Annotated in this window: 23 protein-coding genes; 14 read left to right on the forward strand and 9 right to left on the reverse strand. The window is 55.5% G+C overall.

Going from position 1 to position 24,171, the window contains the following annotated elements:
* Positions 1-26: 26 nt before the first annotated feature.
* On the forward strand, positions 27-611 hold the full coding sequence (gene pth / locus ACOYA6_RS09045; protein WP_039030723.1) for an aminoacyl-tRNA hydrolase: 585 nt from the start codon (positions 27-29) through the stop codon (positions 609-611).
* Positions 612-737: 126 nt separating this feature from the next.
* Positions 738-1,832 (forward strand): redox-regulated ATPase YchF, encoded by a 1,095-nt coding sequence (gene ychF / locus ACOYA6_RS09050; RefSeq protein ID WP_032611353.1) that lies wholly within the window; start codon positions 738-740, stop codon positions 1,830-1,832.
* Positions 1,833-1,912: 80 nt separating this feature from the next.
* On the opposite strand, the gene ACOYA6_RS09055 is transcribed toward ychF, so the two are convergent.
* From ACOYA6_RS09055 to ftrA, 5 genes are all read right to left on the reverse strand, one after another.
* Complete coding sequence (locus tag ACOYA6_RS09055) at positions 1,913-3,679, reverse strand: hypothetical protein (protein ID WP_422654559.1); 1,767 nt, start codon at positions 3,677-3,679, stop codon at positions 1,913-1,915.
* Between the two features lie 5 nt (positions 3,680-3,684).
* Entirely contained in the window at positions 3,685-4,539 is an 855-nt protein-coding gene (locus ACOYA6_RS09060; RefSeq protein WP_138369284.1) for a hypothetical protein, read from the reverse strand.
* Positions 4,526-5,173, reverse strand: a complete 648-nt coding sequence (locus ACOYA6_RS09065; protein WP_138369285.1) for a class I SAM-dependent methyltransferase — start codon at positions 5,171-5,173, stop codon at positions 4,526-4,528. The genes ACOYA6_RS09060 and ACOYA6_RS09065 overlap by 14 nt, the downstream gene beginning before the upstream one ends.
* 23 nt (positions 5,174-5,196) lie before the next feature.
* Positions 5,197-6,162, reverse strand: coding sequence for a glycosyltransferase family 2 protein (locus ACOYA6_RS09070; protein WP_138369286.1), 966 nt, complete (start codon positions 6,160-6,162; stop codon positions 5,197-5,199).
* 306 nt (positions 6,163-6,468) lie between these two features.
* Positions 6,469-7,431, reverse strand: a complete 963-nt coding sequence (gene ftrA, locus ACOYA6_RS09075) for a transcriptional regulator FtrA (RefSeq protein ID WP_139565355.1) — start codon at positions 7,429-7,431, stop codon at positions 6,469-6,471.
* 108 nt (positions 7,432-7,539) lie between these two features.
* Here ftrA and ACOYA6_RS09080 point away from each other — a divergent pair, with 108 nt between their 5' ends.
* Positions 7,540-7,935 carry a rhodanese-like domain-containing protein gene (locus ACOYA6_RS09080; RefSeq protein ID WP_138369288.1) on the forward strand — a complete coding sequence of 132 codons (396 nt, stop codon included), beginning with the start codon at positions 7,540-7,542 and terminating at the stop codon, positions 7,933-7,935.
* A gap of 161 nt (positions 7,936-8,096) precedes the next feature.
* Positions 8,097-8,939 (forward strand): WcbI family polysaccharide biosynthesis putative acetyltransferase, encoded by an 843-nt coding sequence (locus ACOYA6_RS09085; protein WP_039030730.1) that lies wholly within the window; start codon positions 8,097-8,099, stop codon positions 8,937-8,939.
* 57 nt (positions 8,940-8,996) lie between these two features.
* Here ACOYA6_RS09085 and ACOYA6_RS09090 read toward each other — a convergent pair whose 3' ends face one another.
* Positions 8,997-10,382: a purine-cytosine permease family protein gene (locus ACOYA6_RS09090; RefSeq protein ID WP_039030908.1), complete on the reverse strand. Its 1,386-nt coding sequence runs from the start codon at positions 10,380-10,382 to the stop codon at positions 8,997-8,999.
* A 319-nt stretch (positions 10,383-10,701) separates the two neighbouring features.
* Between ACOYA6_RS09090 and ACOYA6_RS09095 the strand changes: the two genes are divergently transcribed.
* The 10 genes from ACOYA6_RS09095 to ACOYA6_RS09140 all read left to right on the forward strand — a co-directional run bounded on the left by ACOYA6_RS09095 (position 10,702) and on the right by ACOYA6_RS09140 (position 20,444).
* Positions 10,702-12,975 (forward strand): FdhF/YdeP family oxidoreductase, encoded by a 2,274-nt coding sequence (locus tag ACOYA6_RS09095; protein WP_422654560.1) that lies wholly within the window; start codon positions 10,702-10,704, stop codon positions 12,973-12,975.
* Between the two features lie 181 nt (positions 12,976-13,156).
* Positions 13,157-13,939, forward strand: coding sequence for an SDR family oxidoreductase (locus ACOYA6_RS09100; protein ID WP_422654561.1), 783 nt, complete (start codon positions 13,157-13,159; stop codon positions 13,937-13,939).
* Position 13,940: 1 nt separating this feature from the next.
* The gene (locus ACOYA6_RS09105; protein WP_422654562.1) at positions 13,941-14,318 is read left to right on the forward strand and encodes a nuclear transport factor 2 family protein; all 378 of its coding nucleotides are present in this window, start codon (positions 13,941-13,943) and stop codon (positions 14,316-14,318) included.
* A 16-nt stretch (positions 14,319-14,334) separates the two neighbouring features.
* Entirely contained in the window at positions 14,335-15,201 is an 867-nt protein-coding gene (locus ACOYA6_RS09110; protein ID WP_422654563.1) for a fumarylacetoacetate hydrolase family protein, read from the forward strand.
* Entirely contained in the window at positions 15,198-16,427 is a 1,230-nt protein-coding gene (locus ACOYA6_RS09115; protein WP_422654564.1) for a DUF3500 domain-containing protein, read from the forward strand. The genes ACOYA6_RS09110 and ACOYA6_RS09115 overlap by 4 nt, the downstream gene beginning before the upstream one ends.
* Positions 16,428-16,502: 75 nt before the next feature.
* Positions 16,503-17,843 carry a hypothetical protein gene (locus ACOYA6_RS09120; RefSeq protein WP_422654565.1) on the forward strand — a complete coding sequence of 447 codons (1,341 nt, stop codon included), beginning with the start codon at positions 16,503-16,505 and terminating at the stop codon, positions 17,841-17,843.
* Between the two features lie 47 nt (positions 17,844-17,890).
* Entirely contained in the window at positions 17,891-18,277 is a 387-nt protein-coding gene (locus tag ACOYA6_RS09125) for a RidA family protein (RefSeq protein ID WP_422654566.1), read from the forward strand.
* Positions 18,278-18,399: 122 nt separating this feature from the next.
* On the forward strand, positions 18,400-19,251 hold the full coding sequence (locus tag ACOYA6_RS09130) for a DUF2218 domain-containing protein (RefSeq protein ID WP_422654567.1): 852 nt from the start codon (positions 18,400-18,402) through the stop codon (positions 19,249-19,251).
* A 93-nt stretch (positions 19,252-19,344) separates the two neighbouring features.
* Positions 19,345-19,752: an MbcA/ParS/Xre antitoxin family protein gene (locus tag ACOYA6_RS09135; protein ID WP_422654568.1), complete on the forward strand. Its 408-nt coding sequence runs from the start codon at positions 19,345-19,347 to the stop codon at positions 19,750-19,752.
* The gene (locus ACOYA6_RS09140) at positions 19,749-20,444 is read left to right on the forward strand and encodes an RES family NAD+ phosphorylase (protein WP_422654569.1); all 696 of its coding nucleotides are present in this window, start codon (positions 19,749-19,751) and stop codon (positions 20,442-20,444) included. Before ACOYA6_RS09135 ends, ACOYA6_RS09140 begins: the two co-directional genes overlap by 4 nt.
* 42 nt (positions 20,445-20,486) lie before the next feature.
* Here ACOYA6_RS09140 and ACOYA6_RS09145 read toward each other — a convergent pair whose 3' ends face one another.
* The 3 genes from ACOYA6_RS09145 to ACOYA6_RS09155 are packed head-to-tail and all read right to left on the reverse strand — an operon-like array spanning position 20,487 to position 24,134.
* The gene (locus ACOYA6_RS09145; protein WP_422654570.1) at positions 20,487-21,530 is read right to left on the reverse strand and encodes an amidohydrolase family protein; all 1,044 of its coding nucleotides are present in this window, start codon (positions 21,528-21,530) and stop codon (positions 20,487-20,489) included.
* Between the two features lie 30 nt (positions 21,531-21,560).
* Positions 21,561-22,847 carry an FAD-dependent monooxygenase gene (locus ACOYA6_RS09150; RefSeq protein ID WP_422654571.1) on the reverse strand — a complete coding sequence of 429 codons (1,287 nt, stop codon included), beginning with the start codon at positions 22,845-22,847 and terminating at the stop codon, positions 21,561-21,563.
* A 36-nt stretch (positions 22,848-22,883) separates the two neighbouring features.
* Positions 22,884-24,134, reverse strand: a complete 1,251-nt coding sequence (locus tag ACOYA6_RS09155) for an MFS transporter (protein ID WP_422654572.1) — start codon at positions 24,132-24,134, stop codon at positions 22,884-22,886.
* Positions 24,135-24,171 lie beyond the last annotated feature (37 nt).

Below are 24,171 nucleotides of genomic sequence, written 5' to 3' on the forward strand. Positions count from 1 at the left end.
GTCTTAGCACTTTCAGGAACAAAAACGTGACGATTAAACTGATTGTCGGCCTGGCCAACCCCGGCGCGGAATATGCAGCCACCCGCCATAATGCGGGCGCATGGTATGTCGATCTGCTAGCCGAGCGGTTGCGCGCTCCCCTGCGTGAAGAACCTAAATTCTACGGGTTTACCTCACGCATTAACCTGGCCGGAGCCGATGTGCGTCTGCTGGTGCCGACCACGTTTATGAATTTAAGCGGTAAGGCCGTTGCCGCGATGGCGACCTTTTATCGCATCAACCCGGATGAAATCCTGGTGGCGCACGACGAACTGGATCTGCCGCCGGGCGTGGCTAAATTCAAACTGGGTGGCGGCCACGGCGGGCATAACGGCCTGAAAGACATCATCAGCAAACTGGGCAATAACCCCAACTTCCACCGCTTACGCGTGGGTATTGGCCATCCGGGCGATAAAAACAAAGTTGTCGGTTTTGTCCTCGGTAAACCCCCGGTTTCCGAGCAGAAACTGATCGACGAAGCGGTAGACGAAGCGGCGCGTTGCACCGAGATCTGGCTGCAGGATGGCTTAACCAAAGCCACTAACCGTCTTCACGCTTTCAAAGCGCAATAACCGGCGCGAAACGCCTTTTTTGCCCCGCAGGCTGCGGGTTACGTGTATAATAGGCGTAGTTTTTTACTTTTCTTCGACTCGTTAATGTTAACGCGTTGAATATCAAGATATTAAGGTGATTCAGAAATGGGATTCAAATGCGGTATCGTTGGTCTGCCTAACGTTGGCAAATCCACCCTGTTTAACGCGCTGACTAAAGCGGGCATCGAAGCGGCGAACTTCCCGTTCTGTACCATCGAGCCAAACACCGGTGTCGTACCCATGCCCGATCCGCGTCTGGATCAGCTTGCGGAGATCGTAAAACCGCAGCGTATTCTGCCGACCACCATGGAGTTCGTGGACATCGCGGGCCTGGTAAAAGGCGCATCCAAAGGTGAAGGCCTGGGTAACCAGTTCCTGACCAACATCCGTGAAACCGAAGCGATCGGCCACGTTGTGCGTTGCTTCGAGAACGACAACATCATCCACGTGAACAACAAAGTGGATCCGGCTGACGATATTGAAGTTATCAACACCGAGCTGGCGCTGTCTGACCTCGACACCTGCGAGCGCGCCCTGCACCGCGTGCAGAAGAAAGCCAAAGGCGGCGATAAAGACGCGAAAGCGGAACAGGCTGCGCTGGAAAAATGTCTGCCACAGCTCGAAAACGCAGGCATGCTGCGCGCGCTGAAAAACCTGACTGAAGAAGACAAAGCGGCGATCAAATACCTGAGCTTCCTGACCCTGAAGCCAACCATGTATATCGCCAACGTCAACGAAGACGGTTTTGAAAACAACCCGTACCTCGACAAAGTACGCGAAATCGCGGCGGCGGAAGGTTCTGTTGTGGTGGCCGTGTGTGCTGCTGTCGAGTCTGATATTGCCGAACTGGACGATGCCGACCGTGAAGAGTTCATGGCTGAACTGGGTCTGGAAGAGCCGGGTCTGAACCGTGTGATCCGCGCCGGTTATGAGCTGCTGAACCTGCAGACCTACTTCACCGCAGGCGTGAAAGAAGTGCGTGCATGGACCATCCCTGTCGGTGCGACCGCTCCACAGGCTGCGGGCAAGATCCACACCGACTTTGAGAAAGGCTTTATCCGTGCCCAGACTATCGCGTTTGAAGACTTCATCACCTACAAAGGTGAGCAAGGCGCGAAAGAAGCCGGCAAGATGCGTGCAGAAGGGAAAGACTACATCGTTAAAGATGGCGATGTGATGAACTTCCTGTTTAACGTCTGATGTCTTAAGCGAGCCGCACGCTGTGGCTCTTTAAATATAAAAATCCACGCGCTTGCGTGGATTTTTTATTGCGGGGAAACTTACTGGTAGTAAAGTCGGAATGAGTACGCCCCGCCCACTTTCACACCATCTACGTAAGCTGTGCCTTTCGGATATTTGTCACCGGCACCCGGCCCAAATCTGTTAAGTAAAAAGATCGGGGCTTCAAATTCCTGTTTTATGGCCCACCAGCTGACGGCATTATCTGGCGTACACTCATCACAGGTCAGGCGCAATACATATTGCTGATTGTGGGTGATCTTCACCCCATCTAAATCAAACCACGCGTAGGCATTGTCTTTGAGCGTTTCCATTTTGACGACCTGGCTTGCGATAACCTTTCCTGAATTATCCAGCAGCGCAAAGGTTAGCGGGCCATGGTTTTGCCGCGCAAAGGTTGCCAGCATCAACTCGACCCCTCTGAGAGAATTCGTCTCGGCCATGATCGACTGTTCAAACCGACGCCCATTGGTAAGATAGCCATAGCTGGTATTAAACAGAGGTTGCTCAACAATCGTCACGGACTGCCACATGCGGAGGTCTAAAAATTTTACTGTCGCAGGGTAAGTCGCCGTGATTAAACCCGTTACCATCAACACAGCAACCACGCCTTTTATGATCTTACTACGCAGGTACGCGATCACCTTTGCTATGACTAAAGAACAAACGGGTAAAAAACCAAAGAAATATCTGGCCTGCATTGCACCCGTGTAGCCTGTTTTTAGATGCATGTCTCTGATGGTGAACAGGTATATGATGAAGAAAATGAAAAATGCCACAATCAAAGAGGATGTGATAACAAAGTAACTTTCCTTTTTGGAGGATTTTTTGATTGATACATATCCAGCCATCACAGTTAACACAATCAAGATAGCTTTAACGACGACGATTCTGCTTTCACTGTCTGCAATATAAATATGCCCATAGGGAATAGTCAAAGTTACTAAATTCCCGTTGAGAAAATTGCCAACAAAATCTGAAAACGCCAGCCGTTTCGCATCGGGGTTTTCAACAAAAAACCACGTCGCAGGCGTGCCCTGAGGCGCAGGATAAAACCCACCATAAATTTTATGCACGCTAATAAAATAGACAACCACAATCGCGACCGAGGCGACAATGATTAGCCATTGTTTTACAGACAGATTCTTTACAAGCTGTATCACTCGGGAAAAATTGAAAATCGCAACGCTCACCAGCATGCACACGATTGCCAGCGAACCGGTGGCTTTTGTGAGTGAGGCGATAATACCGCCTGCACATATACAAAGTATCCACGATGTTAAGGGCTTCTTTTCTTTGTCAATTTCCATTAACCCTAACAGTCCGTAGATAACCAGAGTACAGCCAAGCGTATTGATCTGATCGTTACTGACCGCACTTCCTAATAGCACAAACATAGGGATAACTAATAAAAAAGCTCCCCCCAGAAAAGTCGCGAGGCTGGATTTGGTCGTCTGATATAACATTCGACATGTTAATGCAATTATGATAACCGAAATAAGCATGTTTACGTAACGGCCTACATTTGCAAAAGCATCCTGCAAATCCAACAGCTTGGCCAGCTCGCCCACAATCACATAATAGAGTGCAGGATGATTCAGATAGTTTAGTTTGTTACTCGAGAAAATAAGGCCTTCCCTGTAATCGGGAAAGTTATTTTTCAGCACATCAACAATGTATCCCATATGAGCAAACTCATCTGGGAAAAAACCTGGATTATAGGATTGTGAATAACCGATGCCCAGCATCAGATAAAACAAACAAAGAGCAATAACAATTAAAACAACGCTGAGTTTTTGTTTAATCATAACAGTCATCTCAGAGTGAGAGAGTATAAATAAAAGAAGCAATCGCCAACTACCGTCGTAATTCGACTTATAATTACCGCCATGACGATATCAATCTCAGCAAAGAAAGGCTTCAACAACAGAATCAACAAAAATTCTCTGATACCCACCCCAGCGGGCGAACCCGGTGTGACAAGCCCTGCAAGCCACGCGATGACATAGGCTCCAATAAGCGGAAATACCATTGCGGGAGTTAGTGTCCAGCTATCGACAATCGAATACAATACGCACAGGAATACGGTGCCTGAGATAAGCAGGAATAAAAAGTACCTGGCTACCACCCTGATTAACCCCCCCTGACCTCGCCATTTAAGGCTCCATGCAAACAACAGCGCGGTAATCACAAAGAGCGACAGGCCATAAACAATGGTTAATGCCGGGTACAACAAGGGCAACATCCACAGAACAAACCCGGCACCGGTCAGAACCAGCAGCAGTAATTCCAAAAATGCGCTTTTGGCTATCGCTTTTCCGGAAAAGCCATATGACATCGCCATAAACTGCCTGCCGGCAAACTGAAAGATATTACCCGGTACATATTTCGCCAGCTGCGTCAGGCCGTATATCCTGGTTGCAACCCGGGCGCTGATAGCCTGCTCAAGCTCAGTCATCAGCACCCGCCACGCTGAGGCAAGTATAATGTTCGCTGCACCGTAAACACATGCCAGCAGCAGAATTAACAACAGCAACTTTACCGTAAAGGTGTTATCCGGAACCTGCGCCCAGTATGCGTGGATCCTGTGCGCAACAAAGAGGACACTCAACAGGGCAATAATGCTACCAGCATAATTGAGCGCCTTGCGTAAATTACTTTTTGTCATACGGCACGCACAGCAGCATGGTCCAGGGGAAAGGAGAAGAGACTTCCAGCACCTTGAAATACCGGCCAGTGAACTTGATAAAGGCATTTTTTGACCAGTGTTGTATATGGCCCGGCGTATTACCAAAGTCTTTTAAGTACTTTCCACGGGCCATATTGAGCGCGCACCACACCGGTTCACGTGGCACGCTGACAATGAGATAGTGTTTAACCAGACTTTGTAAAACCTTCATCGCGCGGTCTGGATCCTCAAGATGCTCCATAACCTCACAGCAGACAATGAGATCCGCGCTGTCGGTTTCAGGCCTGAGATCGTATATACTCTTAGCGTTAAACACATCGGGTATAAGCCCCGCGCTTGCCGCATTCTCTCGCGCTAAAGAGATAACATCATAAGAAAAATCGCTGCCGACAGCCTGTAATCCCTGCCCGTTCCATTTGTTGACCCAAAAACCTTCGCCGCAGCCAACCTCATGAATTGTTTGTGGATTAGCGAGGGTAACGAAGTTTTCAAGAGAGGAGTCAAAACCCTTCATCATCCATTTTACAATGGGATTTTTAGAGCCGTATTTGTCGAAAGCGTTTCCGAAAACAACGCCGTCTTCTGACTTTCCACCCGATACTTTAAAACCCATAATTACCTCTTCTGTTTTTGTTCTTAGTCATTATTATCAGATTTATTTCTCGGGCTGGTCTCCCGTTGAGCGACCTTAAAACGCAGATCTTCAAGCAGCTTTCTGTTGGCGGATAAAAGATCCGTCACAAACGCGACAAGGATGGTCTGAAACCCCATTCCCATCAGTATCGATGCCAGGATTAATGACTGAACATAACCATCACCGTCGCCGGTCAGGTATTTATAAAGGAAACGAAGGCCTAATAAGAACCCGGCCGTAAACAGCACGGTGCCTATTGTGCCAAAAAAGCGGAATGGGCGATAAATAACAAAAATACGGACAATGGTAATAATACTTCTTTTGATATAGGACGAAATACTTTTTACCAGGCGTGAAGGCCGCAAATCTTCGTTGACACGTACTGATACTGAAGTGATGGTAATGTTTTTTTGACCCGCCTGAATAATGGTTTCTAATGTATAGGTGTAGTCGTTAAAGACCATTAATTTTTGCGCGGTCTCGCGCGACATAGCTCTGAAACCGCTTGGCGCATCGGGAATATTGGTGTTACTTGCCACCCGGACAACCCAGCTTCCGAGTTTCTGCAGGTATTTTTTTATGGGAGAAAAATGTTCGATGGTAGTGATGGGTCGCTCACCGATAACCATTTCTGCGCGGTGTTCGAGGATAGGCGCGACAAGAAGCGGTATATCATCAGCGCTGTATTGATTGTCAGCATCCGTATTGACAATGACATCAGCATTCAAATTAAGACATGCGTCCAGACCGGTCATAAAGGCTTTAGCCAGTCCTTTATTACCTGCATGCTTAACGATATGATCAACGCCGTTTTGTCTGGCCACGTTAACGGTATCGTCGGTACTGCCATCATCAATAATCAGCCATTCAACCGTGTCGAAACCGGCAACCTGTCTGGGCAGGGCATTCAAAGCAATTGCAAGTGTTTCAGCTTCATTAAAGCAGGGAATTTGTATGATTAATTTCATTACCCTTCACCTTACATTTCTTTTTGATTGATTTTTTATACCGCTTCCTTATCGAAGGTTACACTTTATATACAAAAAGTTAGCTTTACAAATTTCACATGGCAGAGGTTTTGTTTTAATGATTATTCTCTGAAAAGTGTTATTCGGATCGCAAAAAGGCTGCGATATATTCTGATTAACCACGGTTGTCTGTTTTAAAAAACAGAATAAAGCGAGAATAAAAGTGATATATCCAACGCGTTCAGAGGAATATAAGTGCTATCTACCCAACCATACCTTATATAACATTCTGCCCGTTTTTCGTACTTATCCCGCTGGCTCAGCAAAGCCTTTCCTGTACGCCGCAGGCGTCGTCGACAGCTGGTTTCTGTAGTGATGGCGCATCGTCGCCACGCTGCCAAATCCTACCTCCTCCGCAATCCGTTCTATCGACAACCTGCTGTTCTCCAGCAGATCCTGGCTGCGGCTCAGGCGGGTGTGGAGCAACCACTGGGCGGGCGTTTTACCGGTTGTCGCGGCAAAGCGGCGCAAAAAGGTTCTCGGGCTCATCCCGACAAATTTCGCCAGCGACCCGACGGTATGGGGTTCCGCGAGCCTGGCGTGCAGGTAGTCAAACAGCGCGCCAAGGCGATGGCCTTCGTAGGCAACAGGGACCGCCTGCTGAATAAACTGGGCCTGGCCGCCATCGCGATGTGGCGACACCACCAGCCGACGCGCCACGCGGTTGGCCGCGACACTGCCGTAATCCCGGCGCACCAGGTGCAGGCAGAGATCGATGCCTGCCGCACTACCGGCGGACGTCAGCACGTCTCCGTTATCGATATACAGCACGTCAGGCATTACCTGAATGGCGGGATAACGCTGCTGCAGCAGGTCGGTGTATCGCCAGTGGGTGGTGGCCTGGCGGTTATCGAGTAATCCTGCGGCGGCCAGCACAAATACCCCGGAACAAATCGACAGGATCCTGGCGCCTCGACGGTGCGCCGCGACAAGCTGTTCGCACAGCGCGGCGGGCACCGGGACATCCGCCCCCCGCCAGCCGGGAACGATGATGGTTCCGGCCTCACTCAGCAGCTCCAGCCCGCCGTCGACCACCAGCCTGAAGCCGCCCGTTGCGCGCAGCTCCCCCGGCTCAACGCCCGCTACCGCAAAGCGATACCAGTTATCACCCATCTCAGGGCGGGCAAGGGCAAAAATCTCAACGGCAATGCCGAATTCAAACGTACAGAGCCCGTCATAGGCCAGCGCAACCACCAGAGGATTATTCATCACCGCACTCAATGCTTTTTGTCATGATCTTGATGTTATCTGGCATTTCTGCCAGCTGTCAAAACTGCTGCTCAGCCGTAGAGTAAAGGCTCAATTATGGAGGTGTTTATGAGCTATGTGACTGATTATCCTGCTGCGCCAGCAGAGACGGCGGCGAACCATTTTTTACAGCGACTGAGTGTGGAAACAGACTGCGACGATGTCCACACCGCGTTCAAAGCGGGTGATGTCGATTTTGTGCTGCTGCATGTGGTGGGTAGCCCGGAGGCGTTCGCCCGCCGCCATATTCCGGGGGCGCTGCATCTGCGGCATCGGGATATGAACCCACAAAGAATGGCGGAGTGGCCAGCCGACACGTTATTCGTTGTCTATTGTGCCGGGCCGCACTGCAACGGTGCCGATCGGGCCGCGCTGAAGCTGGCCCAGATGGGCCGCCCGGTAAAAATTATGATTGGCGGCATGACCGGCTGGGCCGACGAAGGTTTTGCTTTCAATCTCACCTGACATTGCAGACACCCTCTTAACGCGAGGGTGGTCTACAGCATAAAAAGCCGAGCTACTGAAAAGGCTGCTAAAGCAGCTATTAATTCATTGATTGCTAAGGTATGCCCCAGGATAACATTTGGAGTTCGTTAGCGACGTTGTCCCTGCAAATGGAGAGCAAAATGAAACTCGCGCTGGTTGGTAACTGTCAGCTGGAAGTATTGGGTGACCTCATTAAAAATTATCCCGCACTTCATCAAGATAAGTTTACTTATGTTTTTAATACCCCTATCTACAAGCTTAATGAAAAAGAGCATCTACTGAATTTTTACCATGAACTCGAGGAATGCGATGTCATTTTCATGCAGTATCATTCAAAGAGATGGGGAACTTTATCAACAGCGTCGATGAGTCAATATTTTGATCTCACGATGCTCCCGACGCTGGAATCGCGTGTGTCGACCCCACAGTTAGGTTATTACGATTTACCGATCCCGGACCTGATGGTGTATGTCGATTTTCGTTTCTTACATCTCTATCTGACCGGCCACAATCATCGTGACGCCGTTTCCCGCTATCATCACGTTCAGCTCTCCAGCACCAGACAGTTAGCCATGCTGGAAGAAGACGCTAAAAAATATAAGACGTTGTTCCAGAAAGGGAATGTTTGCTTCGATTATTCAGAGGATTATTTCCGTCTCGTTAGTGAAAATACTGACAGCTACTCCACCATTAGCCATCCAAACAATGAACATCTGGGGATCCTCCTGCGCGCAATTTACCAGCATATTTTTGGTAGCAGCGAGAAATTCGATCTGCAGGGTAATGATATGCTTCTCAATTACACTGCGCCGAAAATGGGCTCCGGTGATGATTCCTATTTCATGATGCGCAATACCGGCCTTTCACTTGCAGGTAAAATCAACTTTGCCTTTTTTGAACATCAGGACAAAGCAGTGCTCAAAAATGCCTTGCTGAAATCGGCCTATTACCAGTCATTATCCGAGGAGCATATGAATATCTGACCTCTGCTCAGGCAGTTCACCCCTGCCCTACGCAGCTTGGGGTGAACGGTAATTTCTTTACCTTCCCGACGCCGGATAGATCGTCTCTTGCGGCAGTACCCGACGGTCAAAGCGTCGCAAGCCATAGTACAGCGCCGCCGTGCAGAACCAGCCAATCACCCACGAGACATCGTTGTCGGCAAAAATCCAGGTCAGCGAACCGTGATAGAGCGGGTTCTCAATAAACGGCAGCTGGATTAACACCCCAACGGCATAGACGCTGATCGCAAACAGATTCCAGTGTCCGTAGCGCCCCTGGGCATCAAACAGCGCCGGGATATCCACCGCTTTGCGGGAAATAATAAAGTAATCGGTCAGGCTGATGGCGCTCCAGGGTACAAAGAACGCCAGCAGGAACAGCAGGAAATGGGTGAAGTGTTTCAGGAACGCGGGTTCGCTGAGCAGCGCAATCACGCAGGAAATCGTCACCATCAGCACCACGAAAGTGATGCGGCTCTTCTGGCTCAGGGTGGTCTGGTTGCGAAAGCCCGACACGATGGTGGTCAGCGACATAAAGCTGCCGTAGGCGTTCAGGGTGGTAAAGGTGATTTTACCGAAGCAGATCGCAAAGTAGATCACCATCGCCATCGCCTCGCTTTTACCCAGCCCGACGATGTAGCTCACCTCATGGCCCTTAAAGGCGCTGCCAGCGATTGCCGCGGTGATCACCCCGAGGGTCATCGAGGCCTGGGTGCCGAGCACCGTGCCGCTGAAGACGGACAGGAAGGTTTTCATCCCGGAAACATCACGCGGCAGATAGCGGGAGTAGTCCGACACATACGGGCAAAACGCGATCTGCCACGAGGAAGAGAGCGACACCGCCAGCAGGAACATCGGCATCGAGAAGTGGTTGTTTTGCGCGACAGCGCTCAGATCGCTGGACATCAGCAAAGCGATAAACAGGTAGACGAATGCCAGCACCCCCACCACGCTCGCCACCTTTCCGAGTTTGTGGATCACCCGATACCCCAGCACCGCAATCACGATAATAATTGCGCTGAAGAGGATCATCCCGGCCACGTTCGACACCGACAGCAGCCTGGCCATTGCCTGTCCGGCCAGCACCGTACCGCTGGCGGAGAAGCCAACGTACATCACACACACCAGTACCAGCGGGATGACGGCCCCCAGCACGCCAAACTGGGCGCGGCTGATGATCATCTGTGGCAGGCCGAGGCGCGGCCCCTGCAGGGCGTGAAACGACATCACCACGGCGCCCAACACCTGACCCACCAGCAGGCCAACGATCGACCACACCACGTCGCCACCCAGCACCACTGCCAGCGCGCCGGTCACAATCGCGGTGATCTGCAGATTGCCGCCAAACCACAACGTAAACTGACTGAAGGGGTGGCCGTGACGTTCATTATCCGGGATGTAATCGATGGAGCGGGTTTCCGATATCCGCGCCCCGCTTTGCTTTGACTGCTCTTCTGAAGACGAAAAAGACGACATAGTTTCCTCTCTCAATGGATGATTCATGACCGTCAGACACCCTGCCTGTACTACGCAACGCCATATGACAGAACATGTATATACAACCATTGACAACGCCCCACACGGATCTGATGATGGATTTGTGAGCTGAACTGTGAATAATTTGTAATTAATATGAAAATTATCTGTATCTCAGATAGCGCGTCAATCCACACTCAGATGAGGCATCGCCGCGGCTGGCGGCAATGATCGCCATGATAAGCAACCCGCTTTAACAGGAGTGCAGATGAGTAACAACAGACGAGCGGTTCCCGGTATTCACCACTACGCCGGTCCGGCGGGCGGCTGGGGAGCCTTAAAAGCCACGGCGATTGCCGTGCGCACGCAGATGGACGCCTTCGACGCGCCCGCCACGCTGCTGCGCACCAACCAGCCAGACGGCTTTGACTGCCCGGGCTGCGCCTGGCCCGACAAAGAACACAAATCCACCTTCCAGTTCTGCGAAAACGGCGCCAAAGCGGTGACCTGGGAAGCCACCACAAAACGCGTCACGCCGGAATTTTTCGCAGAGCACACCGTCAGCAACCTGTGGGCGAAAAGCGATTTTGAGCTGGAAGGCTATGGCCGTCTGACTCATCCCATGAAGTACGATCCGCAGAGCGACACTTTCCGCCCGGTGGAGTGGGACGAGGCCTTTACCCGTATCGGTGAGGTGCTGCGCAGCCTGGCGCCGGAGCAGGTGGAGTTTTACACCTCCGGACGCGCCTCGAACGAAGCCGCTTTCCTGTATCAGCTGTTTGCCCGCGAACTGGGCACCAATAATTTCCCCGACTGCTCCAATATGTGCCACCAGGCCACCAGCGTCGGCCTGCCCCGCTCCATCGGCATCGGCAAAGGCACCGTCTCGCTGGAGGATTTTGACCACACCGACCTGGTGATCTCCATCGGTCATAACCCCGGCACCAACCATCCGCGAATGATGGGCACCCTGCACGAACTGGCCCGCCGGGGCGTGCCGATTATCGTCTTTAACCCGCTGCGCGAAACGGCTCTGGAACGTTTCGCCGATCCGCAGAGCGTGCGGGAGATGGCGACTTACAGCGCTACCGATATCGCCTCAACTTACTACCAGGTGAAAGCCGGGGGCGACGCCGCCGCCTTAAAAGGCATCGCTAAACATCTGCTGGTGCTGGACGCGCTGGATCACGACTTTATCGCCGCCCATACCCAGGGGTTTGCCGATTTTGCCGCCGATATCACCGCCACCAGCTGGGAGGCCATAGAGCGTGAATCCGGCCTGAAGCGCGCCGATCTGGAGAGTGTGGCGCAGATCTACGCGAAATCCAGCGCCGCCATCATTACCTACGGAATGGGGATCACCCAGCACAACAAGGGCACTGCCAATGTGCGCCTGATTGCCGATCTCCTCCTGCTGCGCGGTAATTTTGGCAAGCCCGGAGCGGGCATCTGCCCGCTGCGCGGCCACTCCAACGTACAGGGTAACCGCACGGTAGGGATCACCGAAAAGCCGACCCCAGCGTTTCTGGATCGGCTGGGCACGGTGTTTGGCTTTACCCCGCCAGCCGCCCACGGCCATGACGCGGTGCAGGCCGCCCAGGCGATGATCGACGGCCAGGCAAAAGCGCTCCTCTGCCTTGGGGGCAACTTCGCGGTGGCGATGCCCGATCACGACAACGCCTTTCCGGCGCTGAAAAGCCTCGATCTGAATGTCTATATCGCCACCAAGCTGAACCGCACTCACCTGCTGGTCGGCAAAGAGACCTATCTGCTCCCCTGCCTCGGTCGCACGGAACTCGATATGCAGCAGAGCGGCCAGCAGTCAATTACCGTCGAAGATTCCATGTCGATGGTACATGCCTCCAGCGGCAAGCTGAAACCCGCCTCCCCGTGGCTGCGCTCGGAACCGGCCATTGTCGCCGGGCTCGCGCATGCCACCCTGCCAGACAGTAAAACCGACTGGCGGGGTCTGGTAGAAGATTACGACCGCATCCGGGAATACATTGAGCAAACCCTGCCCGGCTTTGAGAACTTCAACGCGCGTATTCGGGTTCCCGGCGGATTCCGCATGCCGCTCCCGCCGACAGAGCGCGTCTGGCCCACCGCCAGCGGCAAAGCGATGTTCTCGCTGTTTGATGGCGTGGCGGAGAACAGCCCGGGCGAAGGCGAGAGCGTGCTGCGCTTGGTCACCTTACGCAGCCACGACCAGTACAACACCACCATTTATGCCCTGGATGACCGCTATCGCGGCGTGTTTGGCCGTCGCGACGTGCTGTTTATGAACGAAGAGGACATGCAGCGGCTGGGGCTGGAGCATGGCGATCGGGTGGATATCCACACTGCCCTTGCAGACGCTCAGCAGCGGCTGGATGACATCACCGTGGTGGCCTATAGCATTGCGCCGGGCACGGTTGCCGCCTATTACCCGGAAGCTAACGTGCTGGTACCCCTGAATTATCTGGATAAAGAGAGCGGTACGCCGTCGTATAAATCGGTGCCCGTTCGTCTGACCCTGCGCTCAAAACAGATCCGCTCCCTGTAATTTCCCGCCACCTTCGCAACCTATCCGGCGTTTCGCCCGGATCGGTTGCCTCTGTCTGTCGATCTCCCTGCCCTTCTGTGAGCCAGGCCGGAGTTTTGCAAATCTGCCGCTCATCAATTAGACATATCTTTAATTCAGATATATCTCTATAGATAACTTAACTGTCGAAACGGAGTGGCTTATGGATCTGGGCATCAACGGGAAGCAGGCGTTTATCTGTGCCTCCTCACAGGGGCTGGGGCTGGCCTGTGCCAGCGCGCTGGCCGCCGAAGGGGTGAATATCACCCTCAATGGCCGCTATGCCGACAAACTGCAGGAGACGGTACAGATGCTGCGCCAGCAGTTTCCCCGGTGCGATATCAATGCGATCGCCGCGGATCTTACCCGCCCGGACGGCCGGGAGAAGATCCTCTCCCTGCTGCCGCAGGTGGATATTCTGGTGACCAACAATGCCGGTCCGGCACCGGGCGCGCTGGAGGAGTGGGATGAGATCGCCCTTCTGGCGGCGATGCGGGCCAATTTTGTCCCGGCAGTGCAGCTGATCCGCGCCTGGCTTCCGGGCATGCGCACCCGCGGGTTCGGCCGCATCATTAATATCACCTCGGCGATGGTGAAATCACCGCACTACATGATGGGGCTCTCCACCTCGGCGCGCACCGCGTTAACGGCGATGTGCAAAGCCATCAGCCGGGAGGTAGCCGCCGATAACGTCACCATTAACAACCTGCTGCCGGAGCGCATCGACACCCCGCGCCAGGAGTTCATGCTGCAACGGCTCATGGCGCAGGAAGGGCTCGATCGCGCCACCGCCCGGGCGCGCAACACGCAGAACATCGCCGCAAAACGTTATGGTCTGCCGGAGGAGTTCGGTGCAGCCTGCGCCTTTCTCGCCAGCCGTCAGGCCGGATTTATCTCTGGTCAGAATCTGCAGCTGGACGGCGGTTCCTACGACGGGCTGATCTGATATGAGCAACATCAAAGCCCGGCTCCTGCAGCTGGAGGTGCAGCGTCAGCAGGCGCTGGTTGCCGCCGATATCCCCACGCTGTCTGCATTACTTGACGACGCGCTGATCCACATCCACAGCACCGGGATGGTGCATACCAAAGCACAGCTTCTGGAACATGTACGCCTGATGGGTGGCTTTGTCGCCATCGACCGCGAAGAACCTGCGGTGCGCATCGACGGCGATATCGCCATTCTGACCGGCTTTACCCGCAATACGGTGCGCTCGCTGAAGAGTGGGGAGCTGCTGGTGCGGGAGGGATTTTCAACCCTGGTGTTTCGCCATCACCAGGGATGCTGGCGCATTTTACTGTCGCAACTGACGCCACTCAGCCACTGATAATCAGGAACTCAACATGAAACTTGCTCGCTTTACCGAACAGGGCCGCACGCGGATTGGCAAAATCGAGGGGGATCGCATCGTCGATCTCTCGGCCATCACCGGGGATAACCACTCGATGCGCCGTCTGCTCAACCACTATCGCGACTGGCTCCCCGCCCTGCAGGCCGCCACCGGCCCGATGTTTGCCCTCTCCGGCGTGACGCTGGAAGCCCCCATCGCTGACCCGCAGAAGTTTCTCGGCATTGGCATGAACTATCGCCAGCATGCCGAAGAGGCCCGTCAGGCGGGCATCCCCATCCCGGAGAGCCAGCTGTGGTTTAACAAGCAGGTCTCCTGCATTACCGGCCCCTTTGCCGGGGTGGTGAAACCGGCCGTCAGCGACAAAGTGGATTACGAAATCGAGCTTGGGGTCGTAATTGGCCAGCGCTGCCGCCATGTAAAAGCAGCCGATGCCGCAGACGTGATCGCCGGGTATCTGATTGTCAACGACGTCTCGGCCCGCGACTGGCTGCAAAAATCCCCAACCTTTACGCTGGGCAAGTCGTTCGATACGCACGGCCCCATCGGCCCGTGGCTGACGACTGCCGATGAGATAGCCGACCCGCAGGATCTGCAGATGTCGCTGTATGTTAACGGCGAGCGTCGCCAGCACTGGCGTACCAGCGACATGATCCACACCCTTTATCAGCAGATCGAATACCTCTCGACGGTGATGACCCTTGAGCCGGGAGATATTCTCGCCACCGGCACGCCGTCCGGGATCGGCGCCCCAACCGGTCGTTTTTTACAGGTCGGGGACGTGATGCGCCTGGAGATCGACGGCCTGGGATTCATCGAAAACCCGGTCATCGCCGATTGCGCACAGGAGGTGATGCCATGAACTTTCGTGATTACCTTCTGCCCGCCGACTCTCCGCGCATCGCCGCCGCGCGCGGCGTTACCCCGGCAGAGTATGCACAGCGAATGCTGGCCACGGAAAAAGCGCAGAACTTACAGCGCGAGTGGCAGACGCTGCTGGATGAGGCCTTTCGCGGCATCACTACCCACGGCAAGCCGCAGCCGGATCTGTTTCACCTGCAGGATGAGGGTTTCGACAACACCTGCGCGGTTAACGCCGCCCGGGCGCTGCTGGCAACGCTCTCAGATGAGCATCATCAGCGGGTGTGCCAGCCGGTGGATGCCCAGCAGTGGCGCGCCTGGTATAACCCCGAGATCCCGTTTAACGATTTTGGCGTGCGCCTTGAGCAAACTTCCGTTGCCACCCGGGAGGCATTTCGCCGTCTGTTACGTAGCTGCACCAGCCCCTCGGGCTTTGAAAAAATCAATCACCTGATGGATGCCAACCATTTTTTAGGCGAACTCTACGATCTGACCAATATTATGAATCGCTGGAGTTTCCACTTTATGATTTTTGGCGAACCCTCAGAAACCAGACCCTGGGGCTGGAATATTTACGGTCATCACGTGGCGTTTTGCTGTTTTATTATCGGCAGGCAGCTGGTTATTTCTCCCACTTTTATGGGCGTTGAACCCAATATTATCGACCGGGGCAACGAGCACGACGCCATCTTATTTACCGAAGAGGAGCGCCGGGGGCTGACATTAATGCAGGCGTTAACGCCGGTGCAGCAACAACGCGCCACGGTGTATACCTTAATGGAAGATCCCGCCATGCCGCCGGAGCGCTTTAACTTTGCCGATCAGCGCCATCTGGCCGGTGCGTTTCAGGATAATCGCATCATCCCCTGCGAGGGCATTTGCGCGGCTGAGATGAGCCCGGTGCAGCGCCAGCTGTTGCTCGATACGGTGGCGGCGTTTATCCATATTCTCCCCGAGGGCCCGCGTCAGGCGCGCATGGCGCAGGTTTTGCGCTATCTGGATCAGACCTGGTGGTGCTGGATTGGCAGCTGTGGCGATGACGATGTCTTTTATTACCGCATCCAGAGCCCGGTCATTTTACTGGAGTTCGACCATCACAGCGGAATGTGGTTAACCAACGAAGCGCCTGCGCGTTTTCATATTCACACCATTATGCGCACCCCGAATGGCAATGATTATGGCCAGGCATTATTACAGGCATTTCAGCAGTACACAGAAGCGGAATAAACCCCGTGGAGAAACACCTTATATAAAAAAATAACCCTGTTAACCCTACACTCACCTCAGCGAGGTTATCTGGCAATGGAAGTGAATATCACATCCAGGGTAGCGGCTTGCGCCCTATTCCCCCTGGCGCTATTTTCCGGCACGGCGTTGGCCGCCACGGAAAATCCCCCTCCGGCAGCAGTCAACTCCTTCAGCGACTGGCTGTATCAGGGGGAGTTATTTGGCGAGCTGAAAAGTATGGCGTTCTTTAAAGAGTTCGACGGCACCGTCGAAAATAAAAATACCTTTTCCGCCGGGGGCGATCTGCAATATCGCAGTGCCGATTTTTATGGCTTCAGCGTCGGGCTCGGGGCGTATTCGGCTTTCGATCTGGGCATTAACGACAACGACCCTGAAAAAACCGAGCGCTATGTCCCGGACCAGAGCGTCAATGTGCTGGGCAAAGCGTATTTGCGCTATCACGATTACGGTTTCGATCTGCGCGGCGGCCGCATCGGTCTGGATACCCCCTTTGCTAACGAAGGGGTGGGAAGAACCATGATCCCGGCGCTGTACGAGGGGGTCGGCGGTACCTGGGCCCTGACCGGGGATGAGAATTTTAAACTCAACGCCTGGCAGATATTCCGCTTTAAGCCCTACAGCTCTGACACTTTTGGCAAAGGCGACGCCGGTGCGCCGGAAGTGGACGAAACCAATATCCCCTCCACTGACACCAACGGCTTTTCCTCGTTCGGCTTACGCTACGGCAAGCTCTATAACGCCCGGGCCGAAGCCTGGTATTACGACTTCGACAAGCGCGTTCGCCTGGCCTATGGCGGGCTGGAGCTGCCGGTGTCCGCTCTGCGCGTTGGCTCCTGGACGCCGTTATGGGGCGTGCAGTATGCCCGCGAGTGGGACGCCGACGACCAGGTCGCCCCCTATCACAACATCGACACCAACCTGTATGCGGCAAAACTGGGCGTGCGCTCTCGCAACCACAGTTTTTATCTCTCCGGGACGCACATTCCTGAAAAAGACGGTGCGTTCCTGAACGGCGCATTCTTCGCCCCTTACAGCTATGGCATCTATGACACCTCCCCGCTGGACATCGGCCAGCCGCTGGCCTCGATGATCACCGCCAACCAGCCGGGCAACGCCTGGGTAGCGCGCTACAGCTTCCACAACGATGCCGCGCTGGTGGTGCTCGGCTACACACGGCTGGAGCTGGAAAACTCCCCCGGCATTCGTTACCCACTCCCGGCGAAAGACGTCAATGCCGGGTTTATGATCCTCGGCTACAACGTCACCGACCGCCTGCACCTTGAGCTGGAGCTGGATTACGTCGATACGCCGAACAAAGTGACCGGCGACTACCACGCCGAGCGCCTGCGCATGGTTTATCACTTCGGCAAGATCATGCCGGAATACGAATATTAATCCTGATGGGGCGGCAGCTGCGCGCCCCCTTATATGAGGTAACGAGAATGGCCCGACGCGAAAGTATCTATATTGACGATTTCCCCCACGCCAACCCCGTCCCGGCGGTCTGCCGGATCGACAATATGCTCTACTCCGGCGTGATTTATGGCCGCGACCCGCTGACCCGGCAGGTGCCTGAGGATCTCGACGCGCAGTGTGCCCTGATGTTCAGGCATATCCTCACCCTGGTGACCGCCGCCGGCGGCAGCGCGGATGACATCATCAAAATCACCCTGTGGATGGCGGATAAAAACCAGCGTACGGTGGTGAACCGTCACTGGGAAGCGCTGTTCCCGGATCCAGAAACACGCCCGGCCCGCCACACCCTGCCGGGGACATTTGAGGGCAATATGCTTATCCAGTGTGATTTCGTCGCGGTTTTGCCAGGCTAAGTGCTTGTTTATACCGCAACAGCCGGGCATAAGATTCCGATATATTGTACTCTCAGATAGTCTGGTGTTTAGATACGCGACACCCATCCGATATCGCGCAGAGATAACATGGAGGAACACAATTGACCACCGATTCGAAAGGATCCGCATCCACCCGGGAGGCAGAGCGGGTCAATGAAGCTGAGTCGTCCACCGGCAGCAAAGCGGGCCGCCGTGGCCGGGTCTTTGATTATGGCGAGCTGCGGTTACTGCTGCTGGCAATGATCGCCCGGCAGCCCAGCCACGGTTATGAGTTGATCCATGAAATCAAAACCCATTTTGAAGGTCTGTACAAACCCAGTCCGGGGGTGATCTACCCGGCCCTCACCTGGCTCTACGATCGCAGCTACGCCCATATTGAGCTGGAGAAAGGGGGCCGCAAACGCTACGCCATCACCCCGGAAGGTCAGGCGTTTCTGACCGCCAACCAGGGAGTGATTGACAAGCTGATGGCGCGTAAACCCGCCCGGGGCAAAGGCGAGTCGCCGGAAGTGCTGGTGGCGGCGATGACCCATCTGAAAAACGCCCTCAGCCTGCGCATCAAGCGGGAGCCGGTGGGCGATGAGACGCTCACGCAGATGGCGGCCATTATCCACTCCGCCGCCACGCAACTGGAAACCCTGCTGACCGACCCGCCGGTTCCGGACAATGCGCTGCAAAGCGTGGTGACCTTAACCACCCCGAATGCCGCCCGTTTCTTGCGCCGGATGTGCAGCCACTTCCAGCACCGCACGCCGGTGATCGCAGATGACACCAGCGGCCAGTTCCGCATGAGCATCGGAGAAGTGCGCATGCAGCTTACCGACAACGCGCTGGTGGTGACGGTGATCGCCACCCAATCCGACAAGCTGACCGAGCTGGAGCACATTATGGCGCGCCATCTCGAAGAGGCGGCCGTGCGGGAAACCCTCCACTTTGACTGGACGCGCAGCTAACCCGCATCGGGATCATGGCGTCTCCGTGTAGACAAATAATAGCATTTAGTCCACACTGAGACGTAATGACCTTACCCGTAGCGGGAGCATTCCATGACCAGGCACCTGAATACTGCCTCTGACACGCGCGGCGATCGCGACCTGATCGCCATCCGGGCGGCGATGAACATCCTCGATAAGTGGGGCTGCACCCTCGAGCAGCAGCAGAACATCCTGCAGCTTTCCCGGGCGGCGCTGTACAAGTATCGTCACGGCGACACCAAATCCGCCTCCCTCAGCCACGATCAGTTAACCCGCATCAGCTACCTGCTGAACATGCACTCGGCGCTGCGCATTGTGTTCAGCAACCCCGAGAACGTGTACGGGTTTATGACCATGGCTAACCACAATGCGTACTTCAACGGCGCCACGCCGCTGTCACTCATTGAGGGCGGCGAGTTCGGCAACCTGCACGAAGTGGCAAAACGGGTGGATGTGCTGCGCGGAGGCCTCGCCGGATGATCCATCCCGACGTTCCCCGTACCGCGGTGGTGCCCATCAGGGGCTACCGTCTGTTGCACACAAAGTACCCTGCCATTTATGTGTTTGAAGACGTCGCCACGCCCGAGGCGTTCGACGTGCTGTATGAGATCCAGAAGCTCACCAACCCGCGTCTGTCGGATGAAGTGGGCAATCTCAGTCTGTTGCCGCGCAAGGAGTGGGTGCTGGGGATCCGCGGGGCGCATTACGCGATGGCCGCCTTCACCCACGTCAACCCGGACGGCAGCCGCTTCTCTAATGGCGATTATGGCGTCTATTACCTCGGCGACAGCAAAGAGACGGCGCTGGCCGAAATCGTCTACCACTGCGATCTTTACTGGCATAACGTGCCGGAGCTGAAATTCGAACGTTTCGAGTACCGCTGCCTGGAGACCGAACTGGGCGGATGTGCCTTTGCCGACATCACCGGCCTGCCGGACACACACCCCTGGTATCATCCCACCGACTACAGCGAGCCGCAGCGGTTTGGCGCCAGCCTGCGCGTTGCGGGCGAGACCGGCGTGACCTACCGTTCGGTGCGCAGGCCAGGCGGCATCTGCTGGGCGCTGCTCACCCCGAAACCGATCACCAGCATTATCCAGACCTCCCTGCACCAGATTATCTGGGATAAAGGCATCGTCAGCGTCGGCCTGGTCACACCGATCAGCAAATAGAAACGGGAGCACGCGGCTCCCGTTGTTTATGCTGCTTGCAATCTACTCAATGCCGAACATCCGCATCGCGTTGCCACCGAGAATGTTGCGTTTGTCCTCCTCGGTAATATCCAGGCTGTTAATGGTGTCGATCCCCTGGAAGAACCAGTCTTTACGGATTGGGTAAGAACTGCCGTAAAGAATGTTTTTCCCGCCGATCACCTTCACCGCCGCCTCAAGCTGGGCTTTGCCCCATTGCGGCGCGCCGGAGGTGTCAAAGAAGATGTTGTTCGACAACTGCGCGCGCAGGTTGCCGGTGCCGGTCTGGAAGCGATCTACCGCATCGTTAAACTGGTGTTGCGGCGGTACCAGCATATCGGCAAAGGCATAGAACGCGCCGCCCAGCATGGAGTGGATAAACTTCAGGTTCGGCAGTTCATCGAACATGCCGCTGAACAGTTCACGCCCCACCGCGGTGGCCTGGTCGACACAGCGACCAAACTGGCGGCGCTGGTTGGTGTACGGCAGTACCGAATGGTAATCCACCGGCAGCGGCGTATGGTGAACCACCACCGGCACGTTCAGATCGTTAAGGTACTTCAGGTACGGACGGAACGCCGGATCGTCGAGGTAGATTTGCCCGTAGTGCGCCACAATCTGCGCCCCGCGGAAGCCGAGCTGGTTCAGGCAGCGATCCACTTCGCGCAGGCACTCTTCAGTGCCCCAGGGTGGAACAACCGCCAGCGCCGACATTTTACCGCCGCTGCGACGGATATACTCCGCCATGCGATCGTTTACCTTTTTACAGGTCTCCAGATCCAGCCACTCCTGCCACACCGGCAGACGGAAAATCGCGTGGTCGATGCCCGCCTTTTCCATATCTGCCAGCTGGCTTTCCAGGGTGTATTGCCCTTCGGCATAGTTCAGGTTCACGTAGCCTTTCGGCTGTTCGATGATCAGTTGACGCAGATCCTTGCCCTCAATTTGCTCAACGCGGGTGTGGACACCGTACTGCTTCGGCACGCAGTCCAGAAAGGCGTTCAGCAGCTTCTGGTCAGAGAACAGATCGCCCGGTAACCAGTGCATGTTGGCATCAATAATTTTCATTTTTATATCCTGTTATGTTGTTGGTGTTGATTAATTGCTTGTTGTAAATACAGATTTGTACTTGCGGGCTCCCGCCGACGCGTGTTCGGTCGGGATCTTCATCCCCGCTTTCGCGTGGTACTCGCTGAAGATCGACAGCGCTTCCTCGTACGGGAAAATGGTCTCGATATCCTCAAACGGTTTGCCGCCGCTGCGCTCCTCCACGATGCGGCGCACCACTTCCGGCCCTTCCCCGCGCGAGGCCAGCACCAGCCAGTTCACCTTCTCGCGGCGCTCCAGCTCGTAGGCCTTCAGGGCTTCAACCGGATCGCTGATGGCGGCCAGCTTCTCGGCAATCACCCGGGCATCGACAAACGCCTGACAGACGCTGTTGCCGCCCCGGGGATACATGGCGTGGGCGGCGTCGCCGAGCAAGGTAATGCGCCCGAAGGACCAGGCCGGGAGCGGATCGTGGTCAATGAGCGGGAACAGATAACACTCCCGGGCACTGGCGATCATCTGGCTGACGTCGAGGAAATCGAGCTTGCAGTCGTCGAACACGTGCTCTATCTCCTTCACCCCGGTGTGCTGGTTCCAGTCCTCTTCACTCTGGGGTTTCTCGTTCTGCTCGATAACCCAGTTCACGAGCTGGTTGCCCTGCCCGTCGACGTTGTTCTGAATGGGGTAGACGATCAGCGTGCCCTGACGGATGGGATCGCCGATGTGCAGAATGCTGCCCCCGGTTTTGAACGGCGGCATCACGGTGACGCCACGGTAGAGGGTTAAGCCGGAGAAGTGCGTGCGCACCGATTCCGGCAGAAGATGGCTGCGCACCACCGAGCGGATACCGTCGACGCCAATCACCACGTCGGCGCGGATTTGCGTCGGCGCGGCGGAATTGAGGCTGTTGTCGAACCACACCGTCACCCCGAACTCATCCTGTTCAAAGCGGCTGCAGCGACAGCCGAGCGTGATCGCCTCCTCCCCCAGACGCGCCTGCACCGCGTTGTAGAGCATCATCTGCAGCTGGCCGCGATGGACAAAGCGCTGGTCGTGGTCGTAGCCCATATGGCGACCGCAGTTTTCAGCGAAGATCTGCTGGCCGTGGCCGGTGTAAAAGATAGATTCATGCGCTTCGACGGAGATGGCGCAAAACGCCTCGTACAGCCCCAGCTCGGTCAGCTCTTTCACGGCATAAGGTTTGATGTCCACCCCGACGCCGAGCGGTTTGATTTCAGGCACCGCTTCATACAGACGTGGACGGAACCCCTGCTGGTGCAGGCGCAGCGCGGTGGCAAGGCCTGCCGGGCCTGCGCCGATAATGGCTATGTCTAACATAATGAATGACCTCTGTTTTTTCGGATTGGACGTGCTCTAGCGAACCGCGCCGAGTTTGTCGTTCTGTTTTTGTGTGTCGGCGTTATCCCCGACGTTCTGATCCCCTGGCTTGTGCGTCGGGCCGCGCAGCCAGACGGGGATCGCCACCAGGCATACCGCCAGGCCGATGACAACCATCCACGCCATCCGCGGGATATCGCCGCTATGCAGGGCACCGATAAACAGCGGCGGCCCGAGGAATACCCCCACCAGCGTGATCTGGGTGATCAGCCCGCTGGTCGCCCCGGTGCTTTCGCGCGAGGGCGCCACCACCGGTGCCAGGGCCCACATCCCCACCAGCAGGCCGCTGCTGAACATGAAGATCCAGGAGGCGGCAATGGAGGCGATAAAGCCAATCGGCACCAGGTAGATCAGCAGGGCTGATGCCGCCGCCAGCACGATGCCGGTGCCTGCCACCATCGTGGCTCGGATACCACGGTTAAGCAGTGCCCCGACCATCAGGCAGCCCACCGCGTTGGCAAGCATCGCCCCGACGTTCCAGTGGGCGACCTGCACCGCCGGTACGCCATAGGTTTTGGCTAAAAACGGCGTCAGAGAGGAGATCATCCCGGTCTGGATAAAGGCATCCGCGCCGAACGAGATCCCCAGCAGGTACGGCAGCGGGCTTTTCAGCACCGTGCTCAGTCCCCGGGTACGGGAGAACTGCGCTTTTTGCTCGGCGGTGCGCTGGTCGAGACAGAGCAGCGCAAGAAAGGCCAGCACCAGCGTCAGGACCGAGTGACCAATAAATGCCGCCCGCCAGGTGTGGAAATACTCCGCCACGCCCGCCGAGATAAACGGCAGCAGGAAGCTGGCCGGAACAAACGTCGACCAGAGCGCCATCACCATGGTGCGCTGTTTGCCGGTGGTCATGCGGATCAGCAGCGTGACCGCCGCCACGGCGGTGAGCACGTATCCCACCCCGGTCACCACCCTGCCAGCCAGCAGCAGTCCCCATGACGGCGCGGCGATCACCAGCACATCGCCGATAACGATAATTAGCGCGCCGGTCAGAAGTACCGCCCGGTCACCGGTGCGATCCACCAGATAACCGGCCATCAGCGCCCCGAGCGCCACCATCAGCGAGGGCAACGACATGATGATCCCCACATGACCGTGGTCTTTGAGTTCAAACTCATGGGCAATCGCCCCCAGCTCCGTCACCGCTTCACTGACCGTCATCGCGGCCATAACCCCTAATGCGTAAACCACAAAAATTCTGATACTCGTGCTGTTAATCGCAGCCATGTCCTTTCTCCAGGTTGAGGCTACCCGGGCTCGGCTT

Source organism: Leclercia barmai, assembly GCF_049312895.1.
GTDB classification, from domain to species: Bacteria; Pseudomonadota; Gammaproteobacteria; order Enterobacterales; family Enterobacteriaceae; genus Enterobacter; species Enterobacter barmai.